A 23,258-nucleotide genomic window follows, 5' to 3' on the forward strand; every position below is an offset into this window, starting at 1 on the left:
AGGCCATTCCAAAATGGAATCAGGTCATGGAATTCAAACAGCTGCGCAGTTTTGTCGAAGTCATGCATCAGGGCGGGTTCACCCAAGCGGCGAAAACCCTGCATATCAGCCAGTCAGCGGTGAGCAAACAAATCGCGCAACTGGAGCAGAGCCTCGGCACGCCGTTGCTCGAACGACTCGGTTCGCAGTTGCGCCTGACTGCCGCCGGCAGCGTGGTTTTGCAACGCGCCGAAGCCATGCTGCGCTTGCGCCAGGAATTGCTCAGTGAGCTCGATGACATGAGCCATTTGGCGCGCGGGGAATTGCGCCTCGGCTTACCGTTACTGGGCAGTGATGCGTTGTTTGCCGGGCTGTTTGCCGAATACCGGCGGCGTTATCCCAATATCAACATCCAGTTGCTTGAGGGCGGCAGCCGCAATATCGAGCAAGCCGTACTCAGTGGAGAACTGGAACTGGGCGGAAGTTTGCTGCCAAAGGATCCGCAGTTCGCCTGCCAGCCTTTTTGCGACGAGAAACTCGACGCGCTGTTGCCAGTGGACCATCCGTTGGCGGATCGCGGCGAAATTGGCTTGGAGGAATTGGCCGAGACACCTTTTCTGCTTTATCAGCGCAGCTTCGTGCTCAACGACCGCTTATTGCAGGCGTGCCAGCAAATGGGCTTCACGCCCAAAGAAGGTGGCCGCAGCGGGCAGGCGGATTTTCTCGCAGCGCTGGTGGCCGCCGGGCAAGGCGTGGTGTTGCTGCCCAGCGTGGTCGCACGTGGGCTGGTGCGGCCAGGCGTGGTACGCCTGACCTTGCGAGCGCCGGATTATCTGCGGTGGGATATCGCGTTCATCTGGCGTCACGGCGCCTATCTGTCGAAAGCCGCTCAGGCGTGGCTGGCGCTGTTGCGCGAGCGTGCAATCAGCCCTTGAGCGCGTCTATCAACTGCGCCAGCCATGGCTCGGCGTCGGTTTCCGGGGTGACGCTTTCGCTGGCGTCGATGCGCAACATCTCTTGCACTTCGCGCACACCCAACTCAGCAAACAATTCGCGCATCTGCTCGCCACCGCCACAGAAGGTGTCGCCATAACTGGCATCGCCCAAGGCAATCACCGCGCCTGGCAAACCGCGCCACGCGGCGGGCAACTGATCGCGAATGGTCGAGTACAGCGGTTGCAGGTTGTCCGGCAACTCGCCCATGCCGGTGGTCGACGTCACTGCGAGGAAGGCTTCAGGGCCGAACGCTTGAATGTCCGCGAGGCTGGCGCGCGAGTTGTAGAAGGTCTCAAAACCAGCGGCTTTCAACAGGTTCTGGGCGTGACGGGCGACTTCTTCGGCGGTGCCATAGACCGAACCGGAGAGGATGGCGACTTTCATCAATCTGATCCTGCAACTGAAAAAAAGAGCGGCGATAGTAACAGTCTCAGGCGCAAAGCTGCGATTGGATCTCAACTGGCGGTAATGGCCAGTAGACAGCGCCCATGGTTCTTCTAGAATGCGAGCCAATGACAGTTATGAAAAGGTTCAAGGATGATCAATGCCAGTCTGTTGAAATTGGTGATCAATGCATCGAACGAGGGAATCGTCGTCGCCGAAAAGGAAGGTGAGCAGGACAATATCCTGATCTATGTGAACCCCTCTTTTGAACGCATGACCGGCTACTCCAGCGAGGAAATACTCTACCAGGATTGCCGCTTTCTGCAGTCGGGAGACCGCGATCAACCAGGACTGGCGTCGATTCGCGAGGCATTGCGCAACGGCGGTTCGTGCCGGGAAATTCTGCGTAACTATCGCAAGGACGGCACGCCGTTCTGGAATGAGCTGTCGGTTTCGACGGTGAAAAACGCCGAAGACGGGCAGACTTATTTCGTCGGCGTACAAAAGGATGTGACGGTTCAGGTCAAGGCTCAGCAGCGTGTTGCACAGCTCGAAGCGCAGGTGATTGCTCTGCAGGCAGAGCTGGCATTATTGAAAGCGACGAACGGCGCAAACAAATCAGCGAACTAATTGTCATTAACTACAATCACCAATGACTTTGTAACTATATCTTTCGAGTTAGCCATGCAACGCGACGCCCTCCTCACTCAGGATGAGCTGGATTTCATCCAGACCATGCAGCACAACCCGCAACTGAATGTGCGGGATGCGACGTCGAGTCTGTTGGTTAACGGCGGCTCTCAGATCCGTGACTTGCTCACGCGCCTGGCGGCTCACGAGCAAGTGACGATTCAGGCCAACTTCGAAAACCAGCAGATGACCTTCCCGCTGCACCTGGTCGAAGACGAGTTTCACGCGCTGCATCTGCGCCTCGGGGTTCCAAGCATCTACGAAGATGGACCGATGGTGCGCCCGTGGCGACTCACGCTTGAGGAACCGGTCGCACTGGAAAACGCCAAGGGCCAACCGGGCATGTTGTGGGTGCATGAGGTTTCGCACAAAGGCGTGCTGCTGGAAATGCGCAACAAGACCAAACCGCCCAAGCATTTCGCCCTGTGGTTCAGTCCTTCGGGGTATGAGCGGATTTCACTGCGCGGTAATTTCGAAAGAGAAACCGAGAGTGGTTTCTACGCCTACGAGCTGAGTCAGACCGATGCCGATGAAACCGAGCGTCTGCGTCAGTTCATCCTGCAACAACATCGTTTGACCCATCCGGCCCTGCACACCTGATTTCAGGTATCGAGTTTCCCCGCGAGAAACTGCAGCATGCGCTGACGCATGTTCGCCCCTTCATTACCCAGACACGCAACAGAGGATCCGGCCAGGCTGTCCTGCGCCAGATCTGAAGCATCGCCCGCCAGCATCAACTGACAATCGAGGCTTAACGCCAAGCGGTTCAGACGCCGAGGCAACTCAGCGCCAGGCGCGTGATTGGAAAACAGCACCAATGCCTCAGGTCTGACCTTTTCGCAAACCAGGGTCAGTTCATCGAAGGGCTGACCTGTGGTCAGCACCCGCACACCGCAATTGCTATCGCTGAGAAACAGCGCCGCCACCAGCAACTCCAGCTCTCGGCACTGCCCGGCCAGCGCGCTGACGACCACCCGCCGTGGTTGCGTGCCACGCAGCATGACAATCCGCTGCAGTACCCGCGCCCGCAGGAACCCATCGAAGAACAGCCACTCGCTGGTTTGCCCGAAAGCCTCCTGGCGCTGCAACAATTGCAGCCACAAGGGCATCAGGATGTCCTGGAACACCACGGCTAATGTGTAGGAAGAAAATATCTGCCCATAGACGCGATCCAGTTGCTGATCGTCGAATGAGCTGACGGCCTGCTGTATCTGCACCTGCCATTGCAGGTAATCAGCCTGCACCAAGTCATCTGGAATAATGTGCGCCAGCACTTTCAGCGGCTCGGTCTTGGCGAGGATCTTGCCGACCTTGCTCACCGCGACGCCACGATCAATCCAGTCGACGATGCTGCGCACGCGCTCGATTTCGGTCATCGAATACAGCCGATGCCCACTTTCGGTGCGTGTTGGCTGAAGCAAACCGTAGCGTCGCTCCCACGCACGCAACGTCACCGGGTTGACGCCCGTCAGACGCGAAACTTCTCGTATGGGGAACAGGTCTTCGCGTTCAAGCGCAACAGATGCCTGCGAAGCGGGGCTTTCGTCCGTGATGACGGGCATAGGGCGTTCAACTTCAAGTTGGTTCAATTGGATCCCATTCTACCTCCTATGCCCCAATTGCGATCAAGTAGTGAAATGCGACGAAAGTCGCTGGTTTAATCAGGAAAAACAGGAATAATCCTTGCTTGTTGAAAAACGCAGGCCTCTACCCCGGCCCTGCGTCAGGCGAAATTCCTACCCGGAACGACGCAATCGAAATACGGAGATACAAAATGTCTACTTCCCCCGTCACGCTGATGGTTGCGCGTCGTGTCGCCGATGGCCGCTATCAGGATCTGATCGCCTGGCTACGCGAAGGCGAACAACTGGCCACTGATTTTCCCGGTTATCTCGGCTCTGGCGTGCTCGCTCCGCCGCCCGGTGATAACGAGTTTCAAATCATTTTCCGTTTCGTCGATGAACAGACGCTGCATGCGTGGGAGCATTCGGCTTCGCGCACGGCGTGGCTGGATCGTGGCAGCGACCTGTTCGCCCACCCCAAGGAGCACCGGGTCAGCGGTATCGAAGGCTGGTTCGGCGCGGCTGGTCAGCGTCCACCGCGCTGGAAGCAGGCTGTGGCAATCTGGCTGGCGTTCTTTCCGGTGTCGTTGCTGTTCAACTTTGTCCTCGGCCCGTTGCTCGCTGACATAAGCCTGTTGCCGCGCGTATTGATCAGCACCGCGTGCCTGACGCCGTTGATGGTTTATTTCTTTATTCCGCTGTCGACCCGATTGCTGGCGAACTGGCTGAACAGCACGCCAGTGCGCCTGCCTGTTTCAGCGACACCTCAGAAACATTAAAGATCGCAGCCTCGTTGCACTCGACAGCTCCTACAAGGCTGAACACAGACCAGAGTAGGAGCTGCCGCAGGCTGCGATCTTTTCAGGCTCGTCGCTGTTATAGTTTTTGCTCCCACCGCGATGCGAGCCGTTCATGCCTGATTCCTCCGCCCCGATCCTCATCACCGGTGCCGGCCAGCGTGTCGGTCTGCATTGCGCGCAGCGGTTACTCGAAGAAGGCTATCGCGTCATCTTCACCTACCGTAGCGAACGCCCCGGCGTGCAGACACTGCGCGATCTGGGCGCCACGGGCCTGTTCGCCGACTTTTCCAGCGAAGCCGGAATTCTCGCTTTCATTTCTGAACTGAAAAACCATACCGACAGCCTGCGCGCCATCGTGCACAACGCTTCTGAATGGCTGGCCGAAACCCCGAACAGCGAGGCCGAAGCCTTCACGCGAATGTTCAACCTGCACATGCTCGCGCCCTACCTGATCAATCTGCACTGCGCCGATCTGCTGCAGCGCTCGACGCCGGCCGACATCATTCACATCAGCGACGACGTCACCCGCAAGGGCAGCGGCAAGCACATCGGCTATTGCGCCAGCAAAGCCGGGCTCGACAGCCTGACCCTGTCGTTCGCCGCCCGTTATGCGCCAGCCATCAAGGTCAACGGCATCGCCCCGGCCCTGCTATTGTTCAATCCCGACGACGACGCGGCGTACCGCGCCAAGGCGCTGGCGAAATCCGCGCTGGGCATCGAACCCGGCAGCGAAGTGATCTACCAGAGCCTGCGCTATCTGCTCGACAACCCTTATGTCACCGGTACGACCCTGACCGTCAACGGCGGACGGCACGTCAAATAAGCCGATTCGCGAGGATTTCCATGACCCGCTCCCTGCCCGAGAATTACCGCGAAATCCTCATTGGCCTCGGTGAAGATCCCGACCGCGAAGGGTTGCTCGACACGCCGGTGCGCGCGGCCAAGGCCATGCAATACCTGTGTCACGGTTACGAGCAGCGTGTCGACGAGATCGTCAATGGCGCGCTGTTTGCCTCCGACAGCGACGAAATGATCATCGTCGCCGACATCGAGTTGTACTCGTTGTGCGAACATCACCTGCTGCCCTTCATCGGCAAGGCCCATGTGGCTTATATTCCGACGGGCAAGGTACTGGGTCTGTCGAAGATCGCGCGACTGGTGGACATGTTCGCCCGGCGCCTGCAGATTCAGGAAAACCTCACCCGGCAAATCGCCGATGCGGTGCAACAGGTTACCGACGCCGCCGGCGTCGCCGTGGTCATCGAAGCCAAACACATGTGCATGATGATGCGCGGTGTCGAGAAACAGAATTCGACCATGAACACCTCGGTCATGCTCGGCGCGTTCCGCGAGTCGAGCAACACCCGCCAGGAGTTCCTGCAATTGATTGGACGGAGCAAGTAAATGCCACAACTTCAACCGGGAATGGCGCGCATCCGGGTCAAGGATCTGCGCTTGCGCACCTTCATCGGGATCAACGAGGACGAAATCCTCAACAAGCAGGATGTGCTGATCAACCTGACCATTCTGTATGCCGCGCAAGAAGCGGTGCGTGACAACGACATTGACCACGCGCTGAATTACCGCACCATCACCAAGGCGATCATCGCCCACGTCGAGGGCAACCGTTTTGCGCTGCTCGAACGCCTGACGCAGGAACTGCTCGATCTGGTGATGAGCAACGGTTCGGTGCTGTATGCCGAAGTCGAAGTCGACAAGCCGCACGCGCTGCGGTTTGCCGAGTCGGTATCGATCACGCTCGCGGCGAGCCGCTGAGTGCGTCTGGCGCATTGGCCGCCAGACTTTTATCATCCGCGCCACGAATTGACTGCACTGAGCCCATCATGACCGAGCAACAACGCCTCGAACTCGAAGCCGCCGCCTTCCGCCGGCTGGTCGCCCACCTGGACAGCCGCAAGGACGTGCAGAACATCGACCTGATGAACCTCGCCGGTTTCTGCCGCAACTGCCTGTCGAAGTGGTACAAGGCCGAAGCTGACGAGCGCCAGATCGAGGTCAGCCTCGACGACGCCCGTGAAGTGGTTTACGGCATGCCGTACGCCGAGTGGAAAGCCCAATTTCAGCAAGAAGCCAACGCCGAACAACAAGCGGCGTTCGCCAAAGGAAAAACCCATGAGTGATCTGAACAGCCTGCGCAGCAGCCTGAAAAGCGGCGAACACGCTTTCGCCGACACCCTGGCGTTCATCGCCGCCGGTTATGACTACCAGCCGCAAGCGTTCAACAACGGTGGCGTGGAAAACGCCGCCGGGCAGAACGAAGGCTCGTGCAAGACCTTGGGTCTGGCGCTGCTGGAAGGTCTGAGCGATGAAGAAGCGCTGCTGGCGTTTGGCGAGCATTACCGTTCGGTGGTAGCGACGCCTGAAGGTAGCGATCACGGCAATATCCGCGCGTTGATCAAGCACGGTCTGGCTGGCGTGAAGTTCACCGCCCCGCCCCTGACTCGCCGCTGATCCCTCATCCACACCCTAACCTGTGGGAGCGAGCTTGCTCGCGAATACGGACTGACATTCAACACTGATGTCGACTGATAAGCCGCTTTCGCGAGCAAGCTCGCTCCCACAGGGTTATGCGGCGTAGCTGAAACTTCGAGCACAAAAAAACCGGCCAATCTGGCCGGTTTTTTTATGCCTGCGATCTTAGAACGAAGCGTTCTGCAGACCGTCCAGGTAACGCTCGGTGTCCAGAGCCGCCATGCAGCCGGCGCCGGCCGAGGTGATCGCCTGACGGTAAACGTGGTCAGCCACGTCACCGGCGGCGAAGATGCCTTCGACGCTGGTCGCAGTCGCGTTGCCGTCACGGCCGCCCTGCACCACCAGATAACCGTCTTTCAGGGTCAACTGGCCTTCGAACAGCGAAGTGTTCGGAGTGTGGCCGATGGCGATGAACACGCCGTCGACGGTGATTTCGTCGAAGCTGCCGTCATTGTTCTTCAGACGCGCACCGGTCACGCCCATGTTGTCGCCGAGCACTTCGTCGAGAGTGGCGTTCAACTTGAGGATGATCTTGCCTTCTGCGACGCGAGCATTGAGCTTGTCGATCAGGATCTTCTCGGCGCGGAAGGTTTCGCGACGGTGGATCAGGGTCACAGTGCTGGCGATGTTGGCCAGGTACAGCGCTTCTTCAACAGCGGTGTTGCCGCCGCCAACCACAGCAACCGGCTTGTTGCGGTAGAAGAAACCGTCGCAGGTCGCGCAGGCCGAAACGCCTTTGCCCATGAACGCTTCTTCCGACGGCAGGCCCAGGTAACGCGCGCTGGCACCGGTGGCGATGATCAGGGCGTCGCAGGTGTAGGTCGCGCTGTCGCCAGTCAGGGTGTAAGGCTTGGCAGCGAAATCCACCGCGTTGATGTGATCGAAAACGATCTCGGTTTCAAAACGCTCGGCGTGCTCGCGCATACGCTCCATCAACACCGGGCCAGTCAGACCGTGTACGTCGCCGGGCCAGTTGTCGACTTCAGTGGTGGTGGTCAGCTGACCACCAGCCTGCATGCCGGTGATCAGCAGTGGCTTGAGGTTGGCACGGGCCGCGTATACCGCAGCGCTGTAACCGGCAGGGCCGGAACCGAGAATAATCACTCGCGAATGACGGACTTCAGACATGACCTGCTCCTGTTGACCGGGCCGAAAAAAAGGCGCGGATCGCCGGACTGCCGGCGGGAATAAAAAAGGACTGTGGAAAACCTTGGGGAAGGCTTGAGCTCGACAGTCCTGTAAAAAGTTGGGTGCAGCGTATCGAGGGGGGCAAGATTAAGGAAATACGGTTTAACAATCCAGCTCATAGGTGGTCTCTATGCCGACACACTGACGAGATGGACGTCTTTGTTACAGTGAATGTCGATCGCTCTGCCGCGCTTTCGCAGCCGTTGCAAAGCCGGTAAGGTCGGCGCGTTTTCCCTTGCTCGGAGCACCTTATGCCCGCCCCTGTTCTGTCAGGCCCGCAATACCTGCGCGAAGGCCTGAAACTGGTTCTCAGTCCTGGCTTGCGCCTGTTCGTTTTGCTGCCGCTGGCGATCAACCTGGTGCTGTTCGTCGGATTGATCTATCTGGCCGGCCACCAGTTCAGCCTGTGGGTCGATACGCTGATGCCCTCGCTGCCCGAATGGCTGAGTTTCCTCAGCTACATCCTCTGGCCCTTGTTCGTGGTGCTGGTGGCGTTGATGGTGTTCTTCACCTTCACCATGCTCGCCAACGTGATCGCCGCACCGTTCAATGGTTTCCTCGCGGAAAAGGTCGAAGTGGTGGTGCGCGGCACTGATGATTTCCCGGCGTTCAGCTGGGGCGAGTTGATCGCCATGGTGCCACGCACCCTGGCCCGGGAAATGCGCAAGCTCGGCTACTTCCTGCCCCGCGCCATCGGCCTGTTCATCCTGTCGTTCATCCCGGTGGTGAACATCATCGCCGCCCCACTGTGGCTGCTGTTCGGCGTGTGGATGATGGCGATCCAGTACATCGACTACCCGGCGGACAACCACAAACTGGGCTGGAACGAGATGCTCGCCTGGCTGCGGCAGAAGCGCTGGCAGAGCATGAGTTTTGGCGGGATTGTTTATCTGGTGCTGCTGATTCCGGTGGTGAACATCCTGATGATGCCGGCTGCGGTGGCCGGGGCGACGTTGTTCTGGGTGCGTGAGCAAGGTGATTTGTCGCTGAGGAAGCAGCCAGTCTCTTGAGCGATTCCGGCGCAGGGGCCTCCTATCACCGAGGCTTCTGCGCTGCAACCTGTTACTTCTGACAGTTGGCAGCTGCCAATTTCAAGCGTCAACTACACCTTCGGCTGATCCGTCATCGAGGGTGTTCCAGTTGTCCGGTCAAGTGAAGCCTTCATGCATTTGGAGATTGCACTTATGACCAGAATTTCAGACGCTGAAACCCAAGAACTCATCAGCAGGCAGTATCCCTGGTTCGAAATGAGCCCGTCCGTACTGTCTGCCAACGGCCACACTGGCGTCCCTTACAACGTTCTCGCGACCACACGTATCTTCATCACCCACGAGAGCCTGCGCCCGTTGGCTACCCGCCTGGCACAAGGCTTGGTCGGCGCTGCCGAGCTGACCACACCGCCAGCAATCTTGCTGATGTCGGGCTCACCGGGACAAGCAGGCCCCGGTGACGTGGAACTGAGGCTTGAGGCTCCCGACACCACCGGCGTGGTGATCCCCGTCCATGGAGAGCCAGAGAAATGCCGAATCGATATCACAGCGTTCATTCGCGTCGCAGCGTCCAGTCTGACCGCCATGGCGCGAGCGCTCACCACTTTGCATAAAGCCGTCAGGATCTCTACCGAGCTGACGCGATGCACAGTCATCGATGCCCCGGCTTTTGCTGAACGTTCAGTGATGATCGATATGGGGCGTCGGCAATTCACTCCAGACTGGGTGATTTGCCTGATTCAGGAAATGGCCTGGAACCAGCTCAACACCTTGCATTTGCACCTCACCGACAATGAGGGTGTCCGCATCATCTTTCCGTCCCATCCGGGCTTGTCCAGCAGCGATGCCTGGAGCGCCGCGGATCTCAAGCGCGTGCTCGACACGGCCGCCAGTTATTACGTTCAGGTCATTCCCGAACTGGACATGCCCGGCCATATGGACTGGATTCTGCGCAACCGATCAGAATTACAGCTGAGACTGAGCACCGGCACAGTGGTCTCCAAGGCACTCGACTTCAGCCTTGCAGCAGCGCGGGAGTTCATGAAAACGCTGTTCAGTGACCTGATGAACCTGTTCCCTGACAGTCGCTACATCCACCTCGGCGCCGATGAATATTTCCTGAGCCCGATCACACCGGCAAATACCCCGCAACTGGCTACCTACGCCCGCGCGGCATCAGGCAATCCGAACGCAACCTCTGAAGACGCCGTCCGGTATTTCGTCAACGACGTCGCAAACCTGATAAAGGAAAAAGGCAAAATCGCGCGCGTCTGGAACGATGGCGCCGTGCAAAAAGTTCAACAGATTACGCTGGATAAACAGGTGCAAATCGAATGCTGGAGCATCTGGGGCAGCGTTCGTGGGAATTTGAACGTGGAGGATCTGGTCGACTCCGGGTACAGCGTCATCAACGCTCACGGTGACTTTTACTTTATCGTCAACCTGACGTGGGACAACCTCTTTCACGCCCAGCACTCACCGCACGGTATTCACGATGTGTGGCGCCCAAACCGATTCATGGACGAGGCGGGCAGCAAATACACCGAGATTGCCATGGGGCATCCGGCAATGGTCGGGGGCGGCATTCAGCTATGGATCGAGCGGCCGACCTTCAGCTCTCCCGAGGAAATGTGGACTCAACTGAAATCCTGGCTGCTGCCGTTGGGCCAGCGTACGTGGGGTTCCCCGCATGCTGTCGAGCGCTTCAAAGAGCTGCCGGTTCTGTCACGCGTCGTGCAAAGTCCACCGCCAATCCCTTGGTGGTAATGCCTGGCTGAAACCTGCGCGAGCGCTTCAACGGCCACAGGGCAGCGGTCACAATTCCGTCATCGCAACGACACAACGTCGACATGGCCTCAGCCGAGACTGAGACCATGACGACAGCCCTGCATATCACCCTGATCAGCGAAACCTTCCCTCCCGAAATCAATGGCGTGGCCAACACTCTCGGCCGCTTGTGCGATGGATTGCGCGCGCGCGGGCATCAGGTGGAACTGGTGCGCCCACGCCAGGGCGGCGACCCGCATCGTTGCGAGGACGACGCGTTGCTGTTGTGTCGCGGCTGGCCCTTGCCGGGTTATCCGGGGCTGCAATGGGGGCAGTCGTCGATGCATAAACTGCTGCGGCGCTGGAAGCGTCATCGTCCGGATGTGCTCTACATTGCTACCGAAGGCCCGCTCGGGTTGTCAGCATTGCGTGCGGCGCGGCGTCTGGGGATTTCGGTGGTGAGTGGTTTTCACACCAACTTTCAGCAATACACCAGCCAGTACGGTCTGGGCTTGCTGACGCGTTTGCTCACGCATTATTTGCGCTGGTTCCACAATCGTTCGAGCATGACTTTGGTGCCGAGTGTCAGCCAGCGCCTGGAGCTGGAGCGGCGGCATTTCGAACGATTGGCATTGTTGTCGCGGGGTGTGGACAGTCAGTTGTTTCATCCGAGCAAACGGCTGAATGCATTGCGTGAGCAATGGGGAGTGAGTGAGCGCGACGTTGCTGTGATTCACGTAGGACGCTTGGCTCCGGAGAAAAACCTGGGCCTGCTCAAGCGCAGCTTTGCAGCTCTGCGCGAAACTTATCCACAGCGCAATCTGAAGCTGATCGTGGTCGGTGACGGGCCGCAACGGCTGGCGCTGGAAAAGGATTTGCCCGAGGCGATCTTCTGCGGTGCACAGCGCGGTGAGGCTTTGGCGGCGCACTACGCGTCCGGCGATGTATTTCTGTTTCCGAGCTTGACCGAAACCTTCGGCAATGTGGTGCTGGAGGCGTTGGCTTCCGGGCTCGGAGTGGTGGCTTACGATCAGGCTGCGGCGGCGCAGCATATTCGCCATGGCTACAACGGCGTGTTGGCGATGCCCGGGGATGAGCAGGCGTTCTGCGAAGCGGCGGCGTGGTTGCTGGAGGAGGATGAGACGTTGCGTTGCGTGCGTTTGAATGCGCGGCAGCATGCAAGTCGCCAGGGCTGGCCGGCGGTTATCGAGCAGTTTGAACAGCATTTGCGCGGGGCTTGTGTCGGGGAGCAGGTTGTCCCGAATGCGCAGACACTTCCCTGAATTATTGTTGCGTTTGAAACCGCCATCGCTGGCAAGCCAGCTCCCACAGGGATTTCCAGTGACCACAGGTCGTGTGAGCACCCATGAAACCTGTGGGAGCTGGCTTGCCAGCGATAGCGTCAGTAAGGGCGCCGGTTAAACCAGCGTCATCAACGCCTCACGGCTGAACGGCAAGATGTCCTGCTCACGCCCTTCGCGGACTTTCTGCGCCCAATCCGGATCGACCAGCAGCGCACGCCCCACCGCGACCAGATCGAACTCCTCTTTGTTGAGGCGCTCCAGCAAATTCTCCAGACTGGCCGGTTGCGCGACCTTGTCGGTGTTGACCATGAATTGCAGGAACTCGCCATCGAGGCCGACACTGCCGACGGTGATGGTCGGCTTGCCGGTCAGTTTGCGGGTCCAGCCCGCCAGGTTCAGTTCGGAGCCGTCGAATTCCGGCTCCCAGAAGCGCCGCGTCGAGCAATGGAAGATGTCCACGCCAGCGTCGGACAACGGTTTGAGGAATTCGCCCAGCGCCTCCGGGGTTTGCACCAGACGCGCGGTGTAATCCTGCTGCTTCCACTGCGAAAAACGGAAGATGATCGGGAAGCCTTCACCGACCGCCGCACGCACGGCTTGAATCAGTTCGATGGCGAAACGCGAACGCTTGGCCAGGCTGCCACCGTATTCGTCGCTGCGCTGATTACTGCCTTCCCAGAAGAACTGGTCGATCAGGTAACCGTGCGCGCCGTGGATTTCCACGCCGTCCATGCCGATGCTTTGCGCATCCTTGGCCGCTTGGGCAAAAGCTGCAATCACATCCTGAATGTCTTGCTGGGTCATGCCGTGCACCACGACCTGACCGTCCTTGAGTTTTTCCGACGGGCCATAAGCCGGCACGCTGGCGTCCGGCTCGGTGCCGATGCGGCGCACGCTGCCCACATGCCACAGTTGCGGAACGATCTTGCCGCCTTCGGCGTGAACGGCGTCGACGACTTTTTTCCAGCCGGCCAATGGCGCGTCACCAAAGAACTGCGGCACGTTCGGATAGCCGTTGGAGGCAATGTGGCCGACGGTGGTGCCTTCAGTGATGATCAGGCCGACACCGGCCGCAGCGCGACGGCGGTAGTACTCGATGACTTTCGAATTAGGCACACCGCCCGGGGAAAACGAACGGGTCATTGGTGCCATGACCACGCGGGTCGGCAATTCGAGGGCACCGAGTTGGAACGGTTTGAACAAGGCTTGAACGGGCATCGAAAGGCTCCACGAAAACGTTATCGACAGGGCATAAAACCATATGACGGCGATAATATGTGTGAAGACGTCCTCGCGATAGCACTATTGATTTGAATGATTAGGGCTCAAAAGGCAGGCAAAAAAAATCGCCGCCCACAGGCGACGATTTTTGTCTTTCAGCTCAATGCTTTTTCAATCGCATGAACAATGGTCGGATCATCCGGCGCCGTGCGCGGTGAGAACCGGGCCAGCACGCGGCCGTCCTTGCCGAGCAGAAACTTCTCGAAATTCCAGGTGATGTCGCCGGGAAATTCCGCGCCCTCGCCCGCCAGCAGACGGTAGAGCTGATGGCGGTCATGACCATTGACTTCGAGCTTGCTCGACAATGGAAACGTCACGCCATAGTTGAGGCTGCAGAAATCCTGAATTTCCTTTTCAGTACCGGGTTCCTGGCCGGCAAACTGGTTGCACGGCAGGCCCAGCACGGTGAAGCCTTTACCCTTGAATTGCTGATAGAGGTTTTCCAGCGCCGCGTACTGTGGGGTCAAGCCGCATTTGGAGGCGACGTTGACCACCAGCACGACTTGGCCCTTGAACGGCGCCAGCGGTAGCGCCTGACCATCCAGGGCTGTCAACTTAAGGTCGTGAAAAGCACTCATGGCGAACTCCAAGATTCCCGTGTTCTACTCGAAACAGCCACTTGGCGAGGTCACCAAGGACAGCCGCGGACTAAAAAGGCGCCCGCAGGCGCCTCTCCAGTACTCGAAGCTTAGCGCAGAAAATCAGTGGTGATGGCCACCTTCGCCATGGACGTGACCATGAGCGATTTCTTCCTGGCTGGCATCACGGATGTCAACGATCTTCACTTTGAAGTTCAGGCGCTGACCGGCCAACGGGTGGTTGCCGTCGACGGTCACGTCGTCGCCGTCGAGGTCACGGATGGTGACGATTTGCATCTGGCCGTCCGGCGCCGACGCGTGGAACTGCATGCCGACTTCCAGCTCGTCAACGCCTTCGAACATGCTGCGGCTCAGGGTGCTGACCAGCTCGGCGGCGTATTCGCCGTAAGCGTCTTCCGGCTCAACGGCAACGTCCAGCTCGTCACCAACAGTTTTGCCTTCCAGAGCTTTTTCCAGGCCCGGGATGATGTTGCCTGCGCCTTGCAGGTAGACCAGCGGAGCGCCGCCGGCGGAGCTGTCGATGACCTCACCAGCGTCGTTGGTCAGGGTATAGTCGATGGAGACAGCCTTATTGGCGGCGATCAGCATGGGGCGAGACCTTTTGCAGAAGAATATAGAAAGGCCAAGTTTAGCGAAGCAATCGCGCGAAAGCGAACACAACCCGGACAAACGGGTTTCGACGATTGCAGGCTTCCATCAGGACGAAGACGGTCATTGGGTGGTCGAGCTTTCCTGTGGCCACACGCAACACCTGCGCCATCAGCCACCGTGGCAATCACGCGCGTGGGTGCTCGACCCGGCGCAACGTATTGAAAAAATAGGCCAACCCTTTGCCTGCGGTTGGTGCGCTCAAGGCTCGGTTAGCGCTAACCTTGGCGACTGAATTTCGGTAGTCAGCCAGATATAGACTGACGCCATTGCCATGCACCCTTAGAGAATTCGCATGCAAACTTTTTTTATCGCACCCACCGATTTTGGCGTGGGTCTGACCTCCATCAGCCTCGGGCTGGTGCGCACGCTTGAGCGCGCCGGGCTGAAAGTCGGCTTCTTCAAACCGATTGCCCAGCCGCACCCGGGCGACACCGGCCCTGAGCGGTCGACCGAACTGGTCGCGCGCACCCACGGCCTGAAACCGCCGCAACCGCTGGGTCTGGCCCACGTTGAGCGGATGCTCGGCGACGGTCAGCTCGATGAACTGCTCGAAGAAATCATCACGCTCTATCAGCAAGCGGCCATCGGCAAAGACGTGCTGGTCGTCGAAGGCATGGTGCCGACCCGCAGCGCCAGTTACGCCGCGCGGGTCAACCTGCACTTGGCCAAAAGCCTCGATGCCGAGGTGATTCTGGTCTCGGCGCCGGAAAACGAAGTGCTCGCTGAGCTCTCCGGTCGCGTCGAATTGCAGGCGCAATTGTTCGGTGGGCCAAAAGACCCGAAAGTCCTCGGCGTGATCCTCAACAAGGTCAAGACCGACGAGAGCATGGACGCCTTCGCTACTCGCCTGAAGGAGCATTCGCCGTTGCTGCGCAGCGGTGATTTCCGCCTGCTCGGCTGCATTCCCTATCAGCCGGAACTCAATGCGCCACGCACCCGCGACGTCGCCGACCTGATGGGCGCACAAGTGCTCAACGCCGGAGATTACGAAACCCGGCGGATGACCAAAATCATTATCTGCGCGCGGACCATGCGCAACACTGTCGAGCTGCTCAAGCCCGGTGTGCTGGTGGTGACGCCGGGCGATCGCGACGACATCATCCTCGCCGTCAGCCTCGCCGCGATCAACGGTGTGCCGCTGGCCGGGCTGTTGCTGACCAGCGACACCCTGCCCGATCCGCGCATCATGGATCTGTGCCGTGGCGCGTTGCAGGCCGGTTTGCCGGTGTTGTCGGTGAGCACCGGCTCGTATGACACGGCCAACCTGCTCAACGGTCTGAACAAGGAAATCCCGATCGACGACCGCGAGCGCGCGGAGATCATCACTGATTTCGTCGCCAGCCACCTCGACGCCAAATGGCTGCACCAACGCTGCGGCACGCCACGGGAAATGCGTCTGTCGCCGGCGGTGTTCCGCTATCAGTTGATTCAGCGTGCGCAAGCGGCGAACAAACGCATCGTTCTGCCTGAAGGTAGCGAACCGTTCACCGTGCAAGCGGCGGCGATCTGTCAGGAGCGCGGGATCGCCCGTTGCGTGTTGCTGGCCAAACCGGAAGACGTCGAAGCGGTCGCTCGCGCCCAAGGCATCGTCTTGCCGCCGGGCCTTGAGATTCTTGATCCGGACCTGATCCGTGAGCGCTATGTGGAGCCGATGGTTGCCCTGCGCAAAACCAAAAGCCTCAACGCGCCGATGGCCGAGCAGCAGTTGGAAGACACTGTGGTGATCGGCACCATGATGTTGGCGCTGGATGAAGTCGACGGGCTGGTCTCGGGCGTGATCAACACCACCGCCAACACCATCCGCCCGGCCCTGCAATTGATCAAGACCGCGCCGGGCTGCACGCTGGTGTCGTCGGTGTTCTTCATGCTGTTTCCGGAAGAAGTGCTGGTCTACGGCGACTGCGTGATGAACCCGCACCCGAGTGCCACCGAACTGGCCGAAATCGCCCTGCAAAGCGCCGACTCGGCAGCAGCGTTCGGCATCACCCCGCGCGTGGCGATGATCAGTTATTCCAGCGGCGAATCGGCCACCGGCGAAGAAGTCGAAAAAGTCCGTGAGGCCACCCTGCTCGCCCACGAGCAACAGCACTCGCTGCTGATCGATGGCCCGCTGCAATACGACGCCGCCGCCAACGCAGAAGTCGCCCGGCAACTGGCGCCGAACAGTCAGGTCGCCGGTCGCGCCACGGTGTTCGTGTTCCCGGATCTGAACACCGGCAACACCACGCACAAAGCCGTACAACGCAGCGCCGATTGCGTCAGCCTCGGGCCGATGCTGCAAGGCCTGCGCAAACCGGTGAACGACTTGCCGCGCGGCGCGCAGGTCGATGACATCGTCTACACCATCGCCCTCACCGCGATTCAAGCCGCCAACCGACCTATGGATGTGTAAATGCTGGATTTTCTACCTGCACCCGTGCGCGGCGTGATCGCCTCGCTGCTGTTGGCACTCAACACGATTCTGCTGTGCTCGTTTCTGTTCTGCGTGGCGCTGATCAAAGTGCTGCCATTCGACCTTGCCCGACGTGCCTCACTGTGGCTGATGAGCCACACCCATGAAGCGTGGATCAGCAACAACAAGGGCTGGATGAACCTGGTACGGCGCACGCGCTGGCACGTCAGTGGTCTGCAAGGGCTCGACTATCAGCACTCGTATCTGATCACCAGCAATCACCAGAGCTGGGTCGATATTCTGGTGCTGCAATACGTGCTCAACCGTCGGATTCAGCCGTTGAAATTCTTCCTCAAGCAGGAGCTGATCTGGGTGCCGGTGATTGGGCTGGCCTGGTGGGCGCTGGGCTTTCCGTTCATGAAGCGTTACTCCAAGGCGTACCTGGCCAAGCACCCGGAGAAGAAAGGCAAAGACCTCGAAACCACGCGCAAGACCTGCGCGAAGTTTCGCAATAACCCGGTGGGGATTTTCAACTTCGTCGAAGGCACGCGCTTCACTGAAGGCAAGCATGTGCAGCAGCAGTCGCCGTTCAAATACTTGCTCAAACCGAAGGCCGGCGGGATCGCCTTTGTGCTGGATGCGATGGGTGAGCAACTGGAGTCGATCGTCAATGTGACGATCCACTATCCGGCCGGACGTCCGGGGTTTTGGGACTTGCTCTGCGGCAATGTGCGCGATGTGGTGGTGCATTTTGAAGAGCTGAAGATACCGCAGCAGTTCATTGGCAAGAATTACGATCAGGACGGCGAGTATCGTCTGCAGTTTCAGGGCTGGATCAATCAGCTGTGGCTGGACAAGGATGCGCTGCTGGAACAGATGCACCGCGAATTCCCAGCGAAGTCTTGAGGCGTCTGTTCCGGCCTCATCGCTGGCAAGCCAGCTCCCACAGGTTTCTCTGCGTTACACAATATTTGTGTGCGCTGAAAACCCCTGTGGGAGCTGGCTTGCCAGCGATAGCAATCTTAAGGCAACAAAAAACCCGCCGATGATTCCTCATCAGCGGGTTTTGTTTTTCAGGCTAACGCTTAAATCGCGCCACGCTTGCGCAGCAGATCCAGCACTTGCTTGACGCTTTCTTCCAGACTCAGCGTTTGCGTGTCGATCACCAGATCGGCGTTCAGCGGCACGTCGTACGGGAAGGATTCGCCCGGGATGTTGTCGCCAGCGGCGGCATACAGACCTTGCGGATCACGCTCGGCGCACACGGCCGGCGAGGCCTGTACGTAGACCGTCAGCAGACGATCCTTGCCGATCAGCTCCTTGGCTTGCTCACGCCCTTCGGCACTTGGCGCGACGAACGCGGCCAGGGTCAGCAGGCCGGCTTCGTTGAACTGACGCGCCACGTGCGCGGCACGGCGCCAATTTTCAGTGCGACCGGCGCGATCCTGTGGCAGACCTTTGTTGAGGTCATGACGCAGGTTCTGGCCATCCAGCACAAACACCGCACGGCCCATGTCGAACAGTTTGCGCTCAACCGCATAAGCCAGCGTGCTCTTGCCCGCGCCCGACAGGCCGCTGAACAGCACGGTCGCCGGTTGCTGGCCGAAACGCTGCGCGCGTTCTTCAGTGGCCACGTGCGCCAGTTTGCCGTGGTGCGTGGCAGTGCCATGGGTCACTGGCTGCGCGACGATCATGCCGGCGCCGACGGTGCCGTTGGTCAAACGGTCGATGATGATGAACGCGCCGGTGGTGCGGTTGCTTTCGTAACCGTCGAGGGCGATCGGCGCGTCGAGCGCGATCTTCACCTTGCCGATTTCGTTGAGCTGCAACGCGCTCGCCGGGCCTTCTTCCAGCGTGTTGACGTCGACCTTGTTGACGATGCTGGCAATCGAGCCCGGCACGTAACTGGTGGCGCGTTTGATGTCGTATTTCTTGCCCGGCAGCATCGGCTCTTCAGCCATCCACACCAGCATCGCTTCGAAGCTGTCGGTGACCGGCGGCACGTTGTCGGCATGCACCAGCAGGTCGCCACGGGAGATGTCGATTTCGTCTTCCATGGTCAGCGTGACTGCCTGACCAGGACCTGCATGCTCCAGCTCACCTTCGAAAGTGACGATGGATTTCACCCGGCTGCTTTTGCCCGACGGCAACACCACGACTTCGTCGCCCTTCTTGACGATGCCGCTGGCCAGGGTGCCGGCGAAACCACGGAAGTTCAGGTTCGGACGGTTGACGTACTGCACCGGGAAACGCAGATCGGTGAAGTTGCGATCACCGGCGACTTCCACGGTCTCGAGGATTTCCATCAGCGACTGGCCTTTGTACCAAGGCGAGCGCTCGGACTTGTTCACCACGTTGTCGCCTTTGAGGGCAGACATCGGCACGAAGTGCATGCTGGTCGGCTTCATCTTCAAGCCTTCGGCGAACTTCAGGTAGTCGGCCTTGATCGACTCGAACACGCCTTCATCGAAGTCCTTGAGGTCCATCTTGTTGATGGCGACAACGATGTGTTTGATCCCCAGCAGGGACGCGATGAAGCTGTGGCGACGGGTCTGGGTCTGCACGCCGTAACGCGCGTCGACCAGAATGATCGCCAGGTCACAGGTGGACGCGCCGGTGGCCATGTTGCGGGTGTACTGCTCATGGCCGGGGGTGTCGGCGATGATGAATTTGCGCTTGGCGGTGGAGAAATAGCGGTAGGCGACATCGATGGTGATGCCCTGCTCGCGCTCGGCCTGCAGGCCGTCGACCAGCAATGCCAGGTCGATGTCGTCACCGGTGGTGCCGACTTTCTTCGAGTCGCGGGTAATCGCTTCGAGGTGATCTTCGTAGATCATTTTCGAGTCGTGCAGCAGGCGCCCGATCAGGGTGCTCTTGCCGTCATCGACGTTACCGCAGGTCAAAAAGCGCAGCAGTTCTTTACGTTCGTGCTGGCCCAGGTAGGCGAGGATGTCCTCGCTGATCAAATCAGAAACATGCGACATGACAGCCCCTTAGAAATAGCCTTGACGTTTTTTATCTTCCATCGAGCCGGCGCCATCGTGGTCGATGACACGGCCCTGGCGCTCGGAAGTTCGCGTCAGGAGCATTTCCTGGATGATGTCCGTCAGCGTTTCGGCTTCGGACTCCACCGCGCCCGTCAACGGGTAGCAGCCAAGGGTGCGGAAACGCACTTTCTTTTTGACGATGCGCGCTTTGTCTTCGTCGGACAGGTGTTCGAGGATGCGCTCGTCGTCGATCATGATCAGCGTGCCGTTCTTCTCGATCACTTCGCGTTCAGCGGCGAAGTACAGCGGCACAATCGGGATGCCTTCGAGGTAGATGTATTGCCAGATGTCCAGTTCGGTCCAGTTCGACAGAGGGAATACGCGAATGGATTCGCCCTTGTTGACCTTGCCGTTGTAGACGTTCCACAGCTCCGGGCGCTGGTTTTTCGGGTCCCAACGGTGCTTGCTGTCGCGGAACGAGTACACGCGCTCCTTGGCGCGGGATTTCTCTTCATCGCGACGGGCGCCGCCGAATGCTGCGTCGAAACCATGCTTGTCGAGCGCCTGCTTCAGGCCCTCGGTTTTCATGATGTCGGTGTGCTTGGCGCTGCCGTGGGTGAACGGGTTGATGTTCTGCGCCACGCCGTCCGGGTTGATGTGAGTGATGAGGTCCAGGCCCAGTTCTTCGACCATCTTGTCGCGGAACTTGTACATCTCCTGGAATTTCCAGCGGGTGTCGACGTGCATCACCGGAAACGGCAGTTTGCCCGGGAAGAACGCCTTGCGTGCCAGGTGCAGCATCACGGCGGAGTCTTTACCGATGGAGTACAGCATCACCGGATTATCGAACTCGGCGGCCACCTCGCGGATGATGTGGATGCTTTCCGCCTCCAGCTGTTTCAGATGCGTCAGTTTGTCGACCATGGCTACTCACGAAAACTTTCTTATGAACGGCCAGCGGGCCGTGTTCGAGCGAGAAATCCTAGCACAGCGGCCTCTTCTAATCAGGACGCCAACTAGATCGAAAGGGTATATGAATATGCCCGCCAGTTCGGCCGATGGGGATCAATGTGGGAGCGAGCTTGCTCGCGAAAGCGGTCTGGCATTCAACAATGATGTTGACTGATATGGCCTCTTCGCGAGCAAGCTCGCTCCCACAGGGTTTGGGTGAATTCAGATCGGGTTCGGGCAATCGATGAAGATGTGTTCGACGGCGAAGCGTTTCGCCAGGTAGTCGCCCAGTGCTTGCACGCCGTAGCGTTCGGTGGCGTGGTGGCCGGCGGCGATGAAGCTGATGTCGTTCTCGCGGGCGCTGTGGTAGGTCTGCTCGGACGCCTCACCGCTCAGGTACAGATCGACGCCCGCCGCGACGGCTTGATCGATATAGCCCTGACCGCCACCGGTGCACCAGCCAACCCGACGAATCATCGGATTGCCTTCAATCAGCAACGGTTCGCGGCCCATGACTTCTTGCACCTTGCGGGCGAAATCGCGCGCTGTCATCGGTTCCTTCAACGAACCGACCAGACCGACGATTTTCAGATTATCCGGATCCAGCGGGCCTTCGACAGTGATGTCGAGTTGGCGGGCAAGCTGCACGTTGTTGCCGACATCCGGATGCAGATCCAGCGGCAAGTGGTACGCGAGCAGGCTGATGTCGTGCTTGAGCAAGGTCTTCAGTCGACGCTGTTTCATGCCGGTGATGCACGGATTCTCGCCCTTCCAGAAGTAACCGTGATGCACCAGCACCAGATCGGCCCCGGCCTCGACGGCGGCGTCCAGCAAAGCCTGACTGGCGGTGACGCCGCTGACGATGCGCATCACTTGCGGGCGGCCTTCGACCTGCAAACCGTTGGGGCAATAATCGGCAATTTTCGCACTGCCAAGGTAACGGTCGGCTTCTTCGACGAGGGTGCTGAGGGCAACGGCCATGAAAGACTCCTAAATATCCCGTTCAGAGGCGCGCGCGGCCTCGTATAATGCGCGACATTATGGGCGGTCTGACCCCGCCTGCAACTCTTCCAGGACGTGCTTAATGTTCAAGGCGCTGCGTTTTATGGGCTGGCCGTTGTTGGCCGGCGTGCTTATCGCTCTGTTGATTATTCAGCGTTACCCGCAGTGGGTCGGGCTGCCGAGCCTCGACGTCAACCTGCAACAGGCCCCGCAGACCACCAGCGTGCAGCAGGGGCCGGTGTCCTATGCGGATGCGGTGACCATTGCCGCACCGTCGGTGGTCAACCTGTACACCACCAAAGTCATCAACAAACCGGCGCATCCGCTGTTCGAAGATCCACAGTTCCGGCGTTTCTTCGGTGATAACTCGCCGAAGCAGAAACGCATGGAATCGAGCCTTGGTTCCGGCGTGATCATGAGCCCGGAAGGCTACATTCTGACCAACAACCACGTGACCAGCGGCGCCGATCAGATTGTCGTGGCCCTGAAGGACGGTCGTGAAACCCTCGCCCGGGTGATCGGCAGTGACCCGGAAACCGATCTCGCGGTGTTGAAAATCGATCTGAAAACCCTGCCGGCGATCACCGTCGGCCGCTCTGACAACATCCGCATCGGCGACGTCGCCCTGGCTATCGGCAACCCGTTTGGTGTCGGCCAAACCGTGACCATGGGCATCATCAGCGCCACTGGGCGTAATCAGTTGGGCCTGAACAACTACGAAGACTTCATCCAGACCGACGCGGCGATCAACCCGGGCAACTCCGGCGGCGCGCTGGTCGATGCCAACGGCAACCTGACCGGCATCAACACGGCGATCTTCTCCAAGTCCGGCGGCTCGCAAGGCATCGGCTTTGCGATCCCGGTGAAGCTGGCGATGGAAGTGATGAAGTCGATCATCGAGCACGGTCAGGTGATTCGCGGCTGGCTGGGCATTGAAGTACAACCGCTGACCCAGGAACTGGCCGAGTCGTTTGGCCTGTCCGGACGGCCGGGGATTGTTGTGGCGGGGATCTTCCGCGATGGCCCGGCGCAGAAGGCCGGCCTGCAATTGGGCGACGTGATTCTGAGCATCGATGGCGAGCCGGCCGGTGATGGTCGCCGTTCGATGAACCAGGTTGCGCGGATCAAACCGACTGACAAGGTGACGATTCAGGTGATGCGCAACGGCAAAGAGCTGAAGCTCACGGCTGAAATCGGCCTGCGTCCACCGCCGGCGCCAGTGCAGGAAAAAGAAGAGTAAAAC

At 59.3% G+C, this 23,258-nt stretch carries 25 protein-coding genes; 16 read left to right on the forward strand and 9 right to left on the reverse strand.

All coding sequences use genetic code 11. The features are described 5' to 3' along the window. Window positions 1-26: 26 nt before the first annotated feature. Complete coding sequence (locus WA225_RS03395; protein ID WP_422606881.1) at window positions 27-914, forward strand: LysR family transcriptional regulator; 888 nt, start codon at window positions 27-29, stop codon at window positions 912-914. Here the strand turns inward: WA225_RS03395 and WA225_RS03400 are convergent. Continuing rightward, window positions 904-1,359 (reverse strand): flavodoxin, encoded by a 456-nt coding sequence (locus WA225_RS03400; RefSeq protein ID WP_422606882.1) that lies wholly within the window; start codon window positions 1,357-1,359, stop codon window positions 904-906. The two genes, WA225_RS03395 and WA225_RS03400, sit on opposite strands and share 11 nt — an antisense overlap. 153 nt (window positions 1,360-1,512) lie before the next feature. Here WA225_RS03400 and WA225_RS03405 point away from each other — a divergent pair, with 153 nt between their 5' ends. Together WA225_RS03405 and WA225_RS03410 are read left to right on the forward strand one after the other, a co-directional pair. Further along, window positions 1,513-1,989 carry a PAS domain-containing protein gene (locus WA225_RS03405; RefSeq protein ID WP_422606883.1) on the forward strand — a complete coding sequence of 159 codons (477 nt, stop codon included), beginning with the start codon at window positions 1,513-1,515 and terminating at the stop codon, window positions 1,987-1,989. 54 nt (window positions 1,990-2,043) lie between these two features. Next, window positions 2,044-2,649, forward strand: coding sequence for a hypothetical protein (locus WA225_RS03410; RefSeq protein ID WP_422606884.1), 606 nt, complete (start codon window positions 2,044-2,046; stop codon window positions 2,647-2,649). A gap of 2 nt (window positions 2,650-2,651) precedes the next feature. On the opposite strand, the gene WA225_RS03415 is transcribed toward WA225_RS03410, so the two are convergent. Further along, complete coding sequence (locus tag WA225_RS03415) at window positions 2,652-3,611, reverse strand: MerR family transcriptional regulator (RefSeq protein WP_422606885.1); 960 nt, start codon at window positions 3,609-3,611, stop codon at window positions 2,652-2,654. 212 nt (window positions 3,612-3,823) lie between these two features. Between WA225_RS03415 and WA225_RS03420 the strand changes: the two genes are divergently transcribed. The 6 genes from WA225_RS03420 to WA225_RS03445 all read left to right on the forward strand — a co-directional run bounded on the left by WA225_RS03420 (window position 3,824) and on the right by WA225_RS03445 (window position 6,883). Next, complete coding sequence (locus WA225_RS03420) at window positions 3,824-4,390, forward strand: antibiotic biosynthesis monooxygenase (RefSeq protein WP_422606886.1); 567 nt, start codon at window positions 3,824-3,826, stop codon at window positions 4,388-4,390. Between the two features lie 133 nt (window positions 4,391-4,523). Next, on the forward strand, window positions 4,524-5,234 hold the full coding sequence (folM, locus tag WA225_RS03425; RefSeq protein WP_422606887.1) for a dihydromonapterin reductase: 711 nt from the start codon (window positions 4,524-4,526) through the stop codon (window positions 5,232-5,234). 20 nt (window positions 5,235-5,254) lie between these two features. Continuing rightward, window positions 5,255-5,815: a GTP cyclohydrolase I FolE gene (gene folE / locus WA225_RS03430; RefSeq protein WP_422606888.1), complete on the forward strand. Its 561-nt coding sequence runs from the start codon at window positions 5,255-5,257 to the stop codon at window positions 5,813-5,815. Next, window positions 5,816-6,187: a dihydroneopterin triphosphate 2'-epimerase gene (gene folX, locus WA225_RS03435; RefSeq protein ID WP_007914273.1), complete on the forward strand. Its 372-nt coding sequence runs from the start codon at window positions 5,816-5,818 to the stop codon at window positions 6,185-6,187. 68 nt (window positions 6,188-6,255) lie between these two features. Next, the gene (locus WA225_RS03440; RefSeq protein ID WP_422606889.1) at window positions 6,256-6,552 is read left to right on the forward strand and encodes a DUF1244 domain-containing protein; all 297 of its coding nucleotides are present in this window, start codon (window positions 6,256-6,258) and stop codon (window positions 6,550-6,552) included. Then, a complete protein-coding gene (locus WA225_RS03445; protein ID WP_422606890.1) occupies window positions 6,545-6,883 on the forward strand; it encodes a HopJ type III effector protein in 339 nt (112 codons plus the stop codon). Before WA225_RS03440 ends, WA225_RS03445 begins: the two co-directional genes overlap by 8 nt. A 186-nt stretch (window positions 6,884-7,069) precedes the next feature. Here WA225_RS03445 and trxB read toward each other — a convergent pair whose 3' ends face one another. Then, a complete protein-coding gene (gene trxB / locus WA225_RS03450) occupies window positions 7,070-8,032 on the reverse strand; it encodes a thioredoxin-disulfide reductase (RefSeq protein ID WP_129389238.1) in 963 nt (320 codons plus the stop codon). Window positions 8,033-8,343: 311 nt separating this feature from the next. Here trxB and cysZ point away from each other — a divergent pair, with 311 nt between their 5' ends. The 3 genes from cysZ (at window position 8,344) to WA225_RS03465 (ending at window position 12,131) form a co-directional block, all read left to right on the forward strand. Continuing rightward, window positions 8,344-9,102: a sulfate transporter CysZ gene (cysZ, locus tag WA225_RS03455; RefSeq protein ID WP_422606891.1), complete on the forward strand. Its 759-nt coding sequence runs from the start codon at window positions 8,344-8,346 to the stop codon at window positions 9,100-9,102. 153 nt (window positions 9,103-9,255) lie between these two features. Beyond that, complete coding sequence (locus tag WA225_RS03460; protein WP_422606892.1) at window positions 9,256-10,848, forward strand: family 20 glycosylhydrolase; 1,593 nt, start codon at window positions 9,256-9,258, stop codon at window positions 10,846-10,848. Window positions 10,849-10,931: 83 nt separating this feature from the next. Beyond that, window positions 10,932-12,131 (forward strand): glycosyltransferase family 4 protein, encoded by a 1,200-nt coding sequence (locus WA225_RS03465; protein WP_422606893.1) that lies wholly within the window; start codon window positions 10,932-10,934, stop codon window positions 12,129-12,131. A 135-nt stretch (window positions 12,132-12,266) separates the two neighbouring features. Here the strand turns inward: WA225_RS03465 and WA225_RS03470 are convergent, their stop codons facing one another. The 3 genes from WA225_RS03470 to WA225_RS03480 all read right to left on the reverse strand — a co-directional run bounded on the left by WA225_RS03470 (window position 12,267) and on the right by WA225_RS03480 (window position 14,620). After that, complete coding sequence (locus WA225_RS03470; protein WP_422606894.1) at window positions 12,267-13,370, reverse strand: NADH:flavin oxidoreductase; 1,104 nt, start codon at window positions 13,368-13,370, stop codon at window positions 12,267-12,269. Window positions 13,371-13,528: 158 nt separating this feature from the next. Beyond that, window positions 13,529-14,011, reverse strand: coding sequence for a glutathione peroxidase (locus WA225_RS03475; RefSeq protein ID WP_422606895.1), 483 nt, complete (start codon window positions 14,009-14,011; stop codon window positions 13,529-13,531). Window positions 14,012-14,134: 123 nt separating this feature from the next. Beyond that, the gene (locus tag WA225_RS03480; protein ID WP_422606896.1) at window positions 14,135-14,620 is read right to left on the reverse strand and encodes an FKBP-type peptidyl-prolyl cis-trans isomerase; all 486 of its coding nucleotides are present in this window, start codon (window positions 14,618-14,620) and stop codon (window positions 14,135-14,137) included. Between WA225_RS03480 and WA225_RS03485 the strand changes: the two genes are divergently transcribed. The 3 genes from WA225_RS03485 to WA225_RS03495 are packed head-to-tail and all read left to right on the forward strand — an operon-like array spanning window position 14,589 to window position 17,981. Continuing rightward, window positions 14,589-14,915 (forward strand): DUF3565 domain-containing protein, encoded by a 327-nt coding sequence (locus WA225_RS03485; protein ID WP_081265220.1) that lies wholly within the window; start codon window positions 14,589-14,591, stop codon window positions 14,913-14,915. The genes WA225_RS03480 and WA225_RS03485 overlap by 32 nt on opposite strands. 60 nt (window positions 14,916-14,975) lie before the next feature. Continuing rightward, entirely contained in the window at window positions 14,976-17,075 is a 2,100-nt protein-coding gene (pta, locus tag WA225_RS03490) for a phosphate acetyltransferase (protein ID WP_150730088.1), read from the forward strand. Then, complete coding sequence (locus WA225_RS03495) at window positions 17,076-17,981, forward strand: acyltransferase (protein ID WP_422606897.1); 906 nt, start codon at window positions 17,076-17,078, stop codon at window positions 17,979-17,981. 179 nt (window positions 17,982-18,160) lie between these two features. Here the strand turns inward: WA225_RS03495 and cysN are convergent, their stop codons facing one another. The 3 genes from cysN to WA225_RS03510 all read right to left on the reverse strand — a co-directional run bounded on the left by cysN (window position 18,161) and on the right by WA225_RS03510 (window position 21,994). Then, on the reverse strand, window positions 18,161-20,059 hold the full coding sequence (gene cysN / locus WA225_RS03500; RefSeq protein WP_422606898.1) for a sulfate adenylyltransferase subunit CysN: 1,899 nt from the start codon (window positions 20,057-20,059) through the stop codon (window positions 18,161-18,163). Window positions 20,060-20,068: 9 nt separating this feature from the next. Beyond that, window positions 20,069-20,986 (reverse strand): sulfate adenylyltransferase subunit CysD, encoded by a 918-nt coding sequence (gene cysD / locus WA225_RS03505; protein WP_008085033.1) that lies wholly within the window; start codon window positions 20,984-20,986, stop codon window positions 20,069-20,071. 249 nt (window positions 20,987-21,235) lie between these two features. Further along, window positions 21,236-21,994 carry a Nif3-like dinuclear metal center hexameric protein gene (locus WA225_RS03510; RefSeq protein ID WP_422606899.1) on the reverse strand — a complete coding sequence of 253 codons (759 nt, stop codon included), beginning with the start codon at window positions 21,992-21,994 and terminating at the stop codon, window positions 21,236-21,238. Between the two features lie 103 nt (window positions 21,995-22,097). Between WA225_RS03510 and algW the strand changes: the two genes are divergently transcribed. Next, complete coding sequence (gene algW, locus WA225_RS03515; protein WP_064119375.1) at window positions 22,098-23,255, forward strand: Do family serine endopeptidase AlgW; 1,158 nt, start codon at window positions 22,098-22,100, stop codon at window positions 23,253-23,255. Window positions 23,256-23,258: the final 3 nt, after the last annotated feature.

Origin of the sequence: Pseudomonas sp. (assembly GCF_049300855.1) — a bacterium.
Lineage (GTDB): Bacteria > Pseudomonadota > Gammaproteobacteria > Pseudomonadales > Pseudomonadaceae > Aquipseudomonas.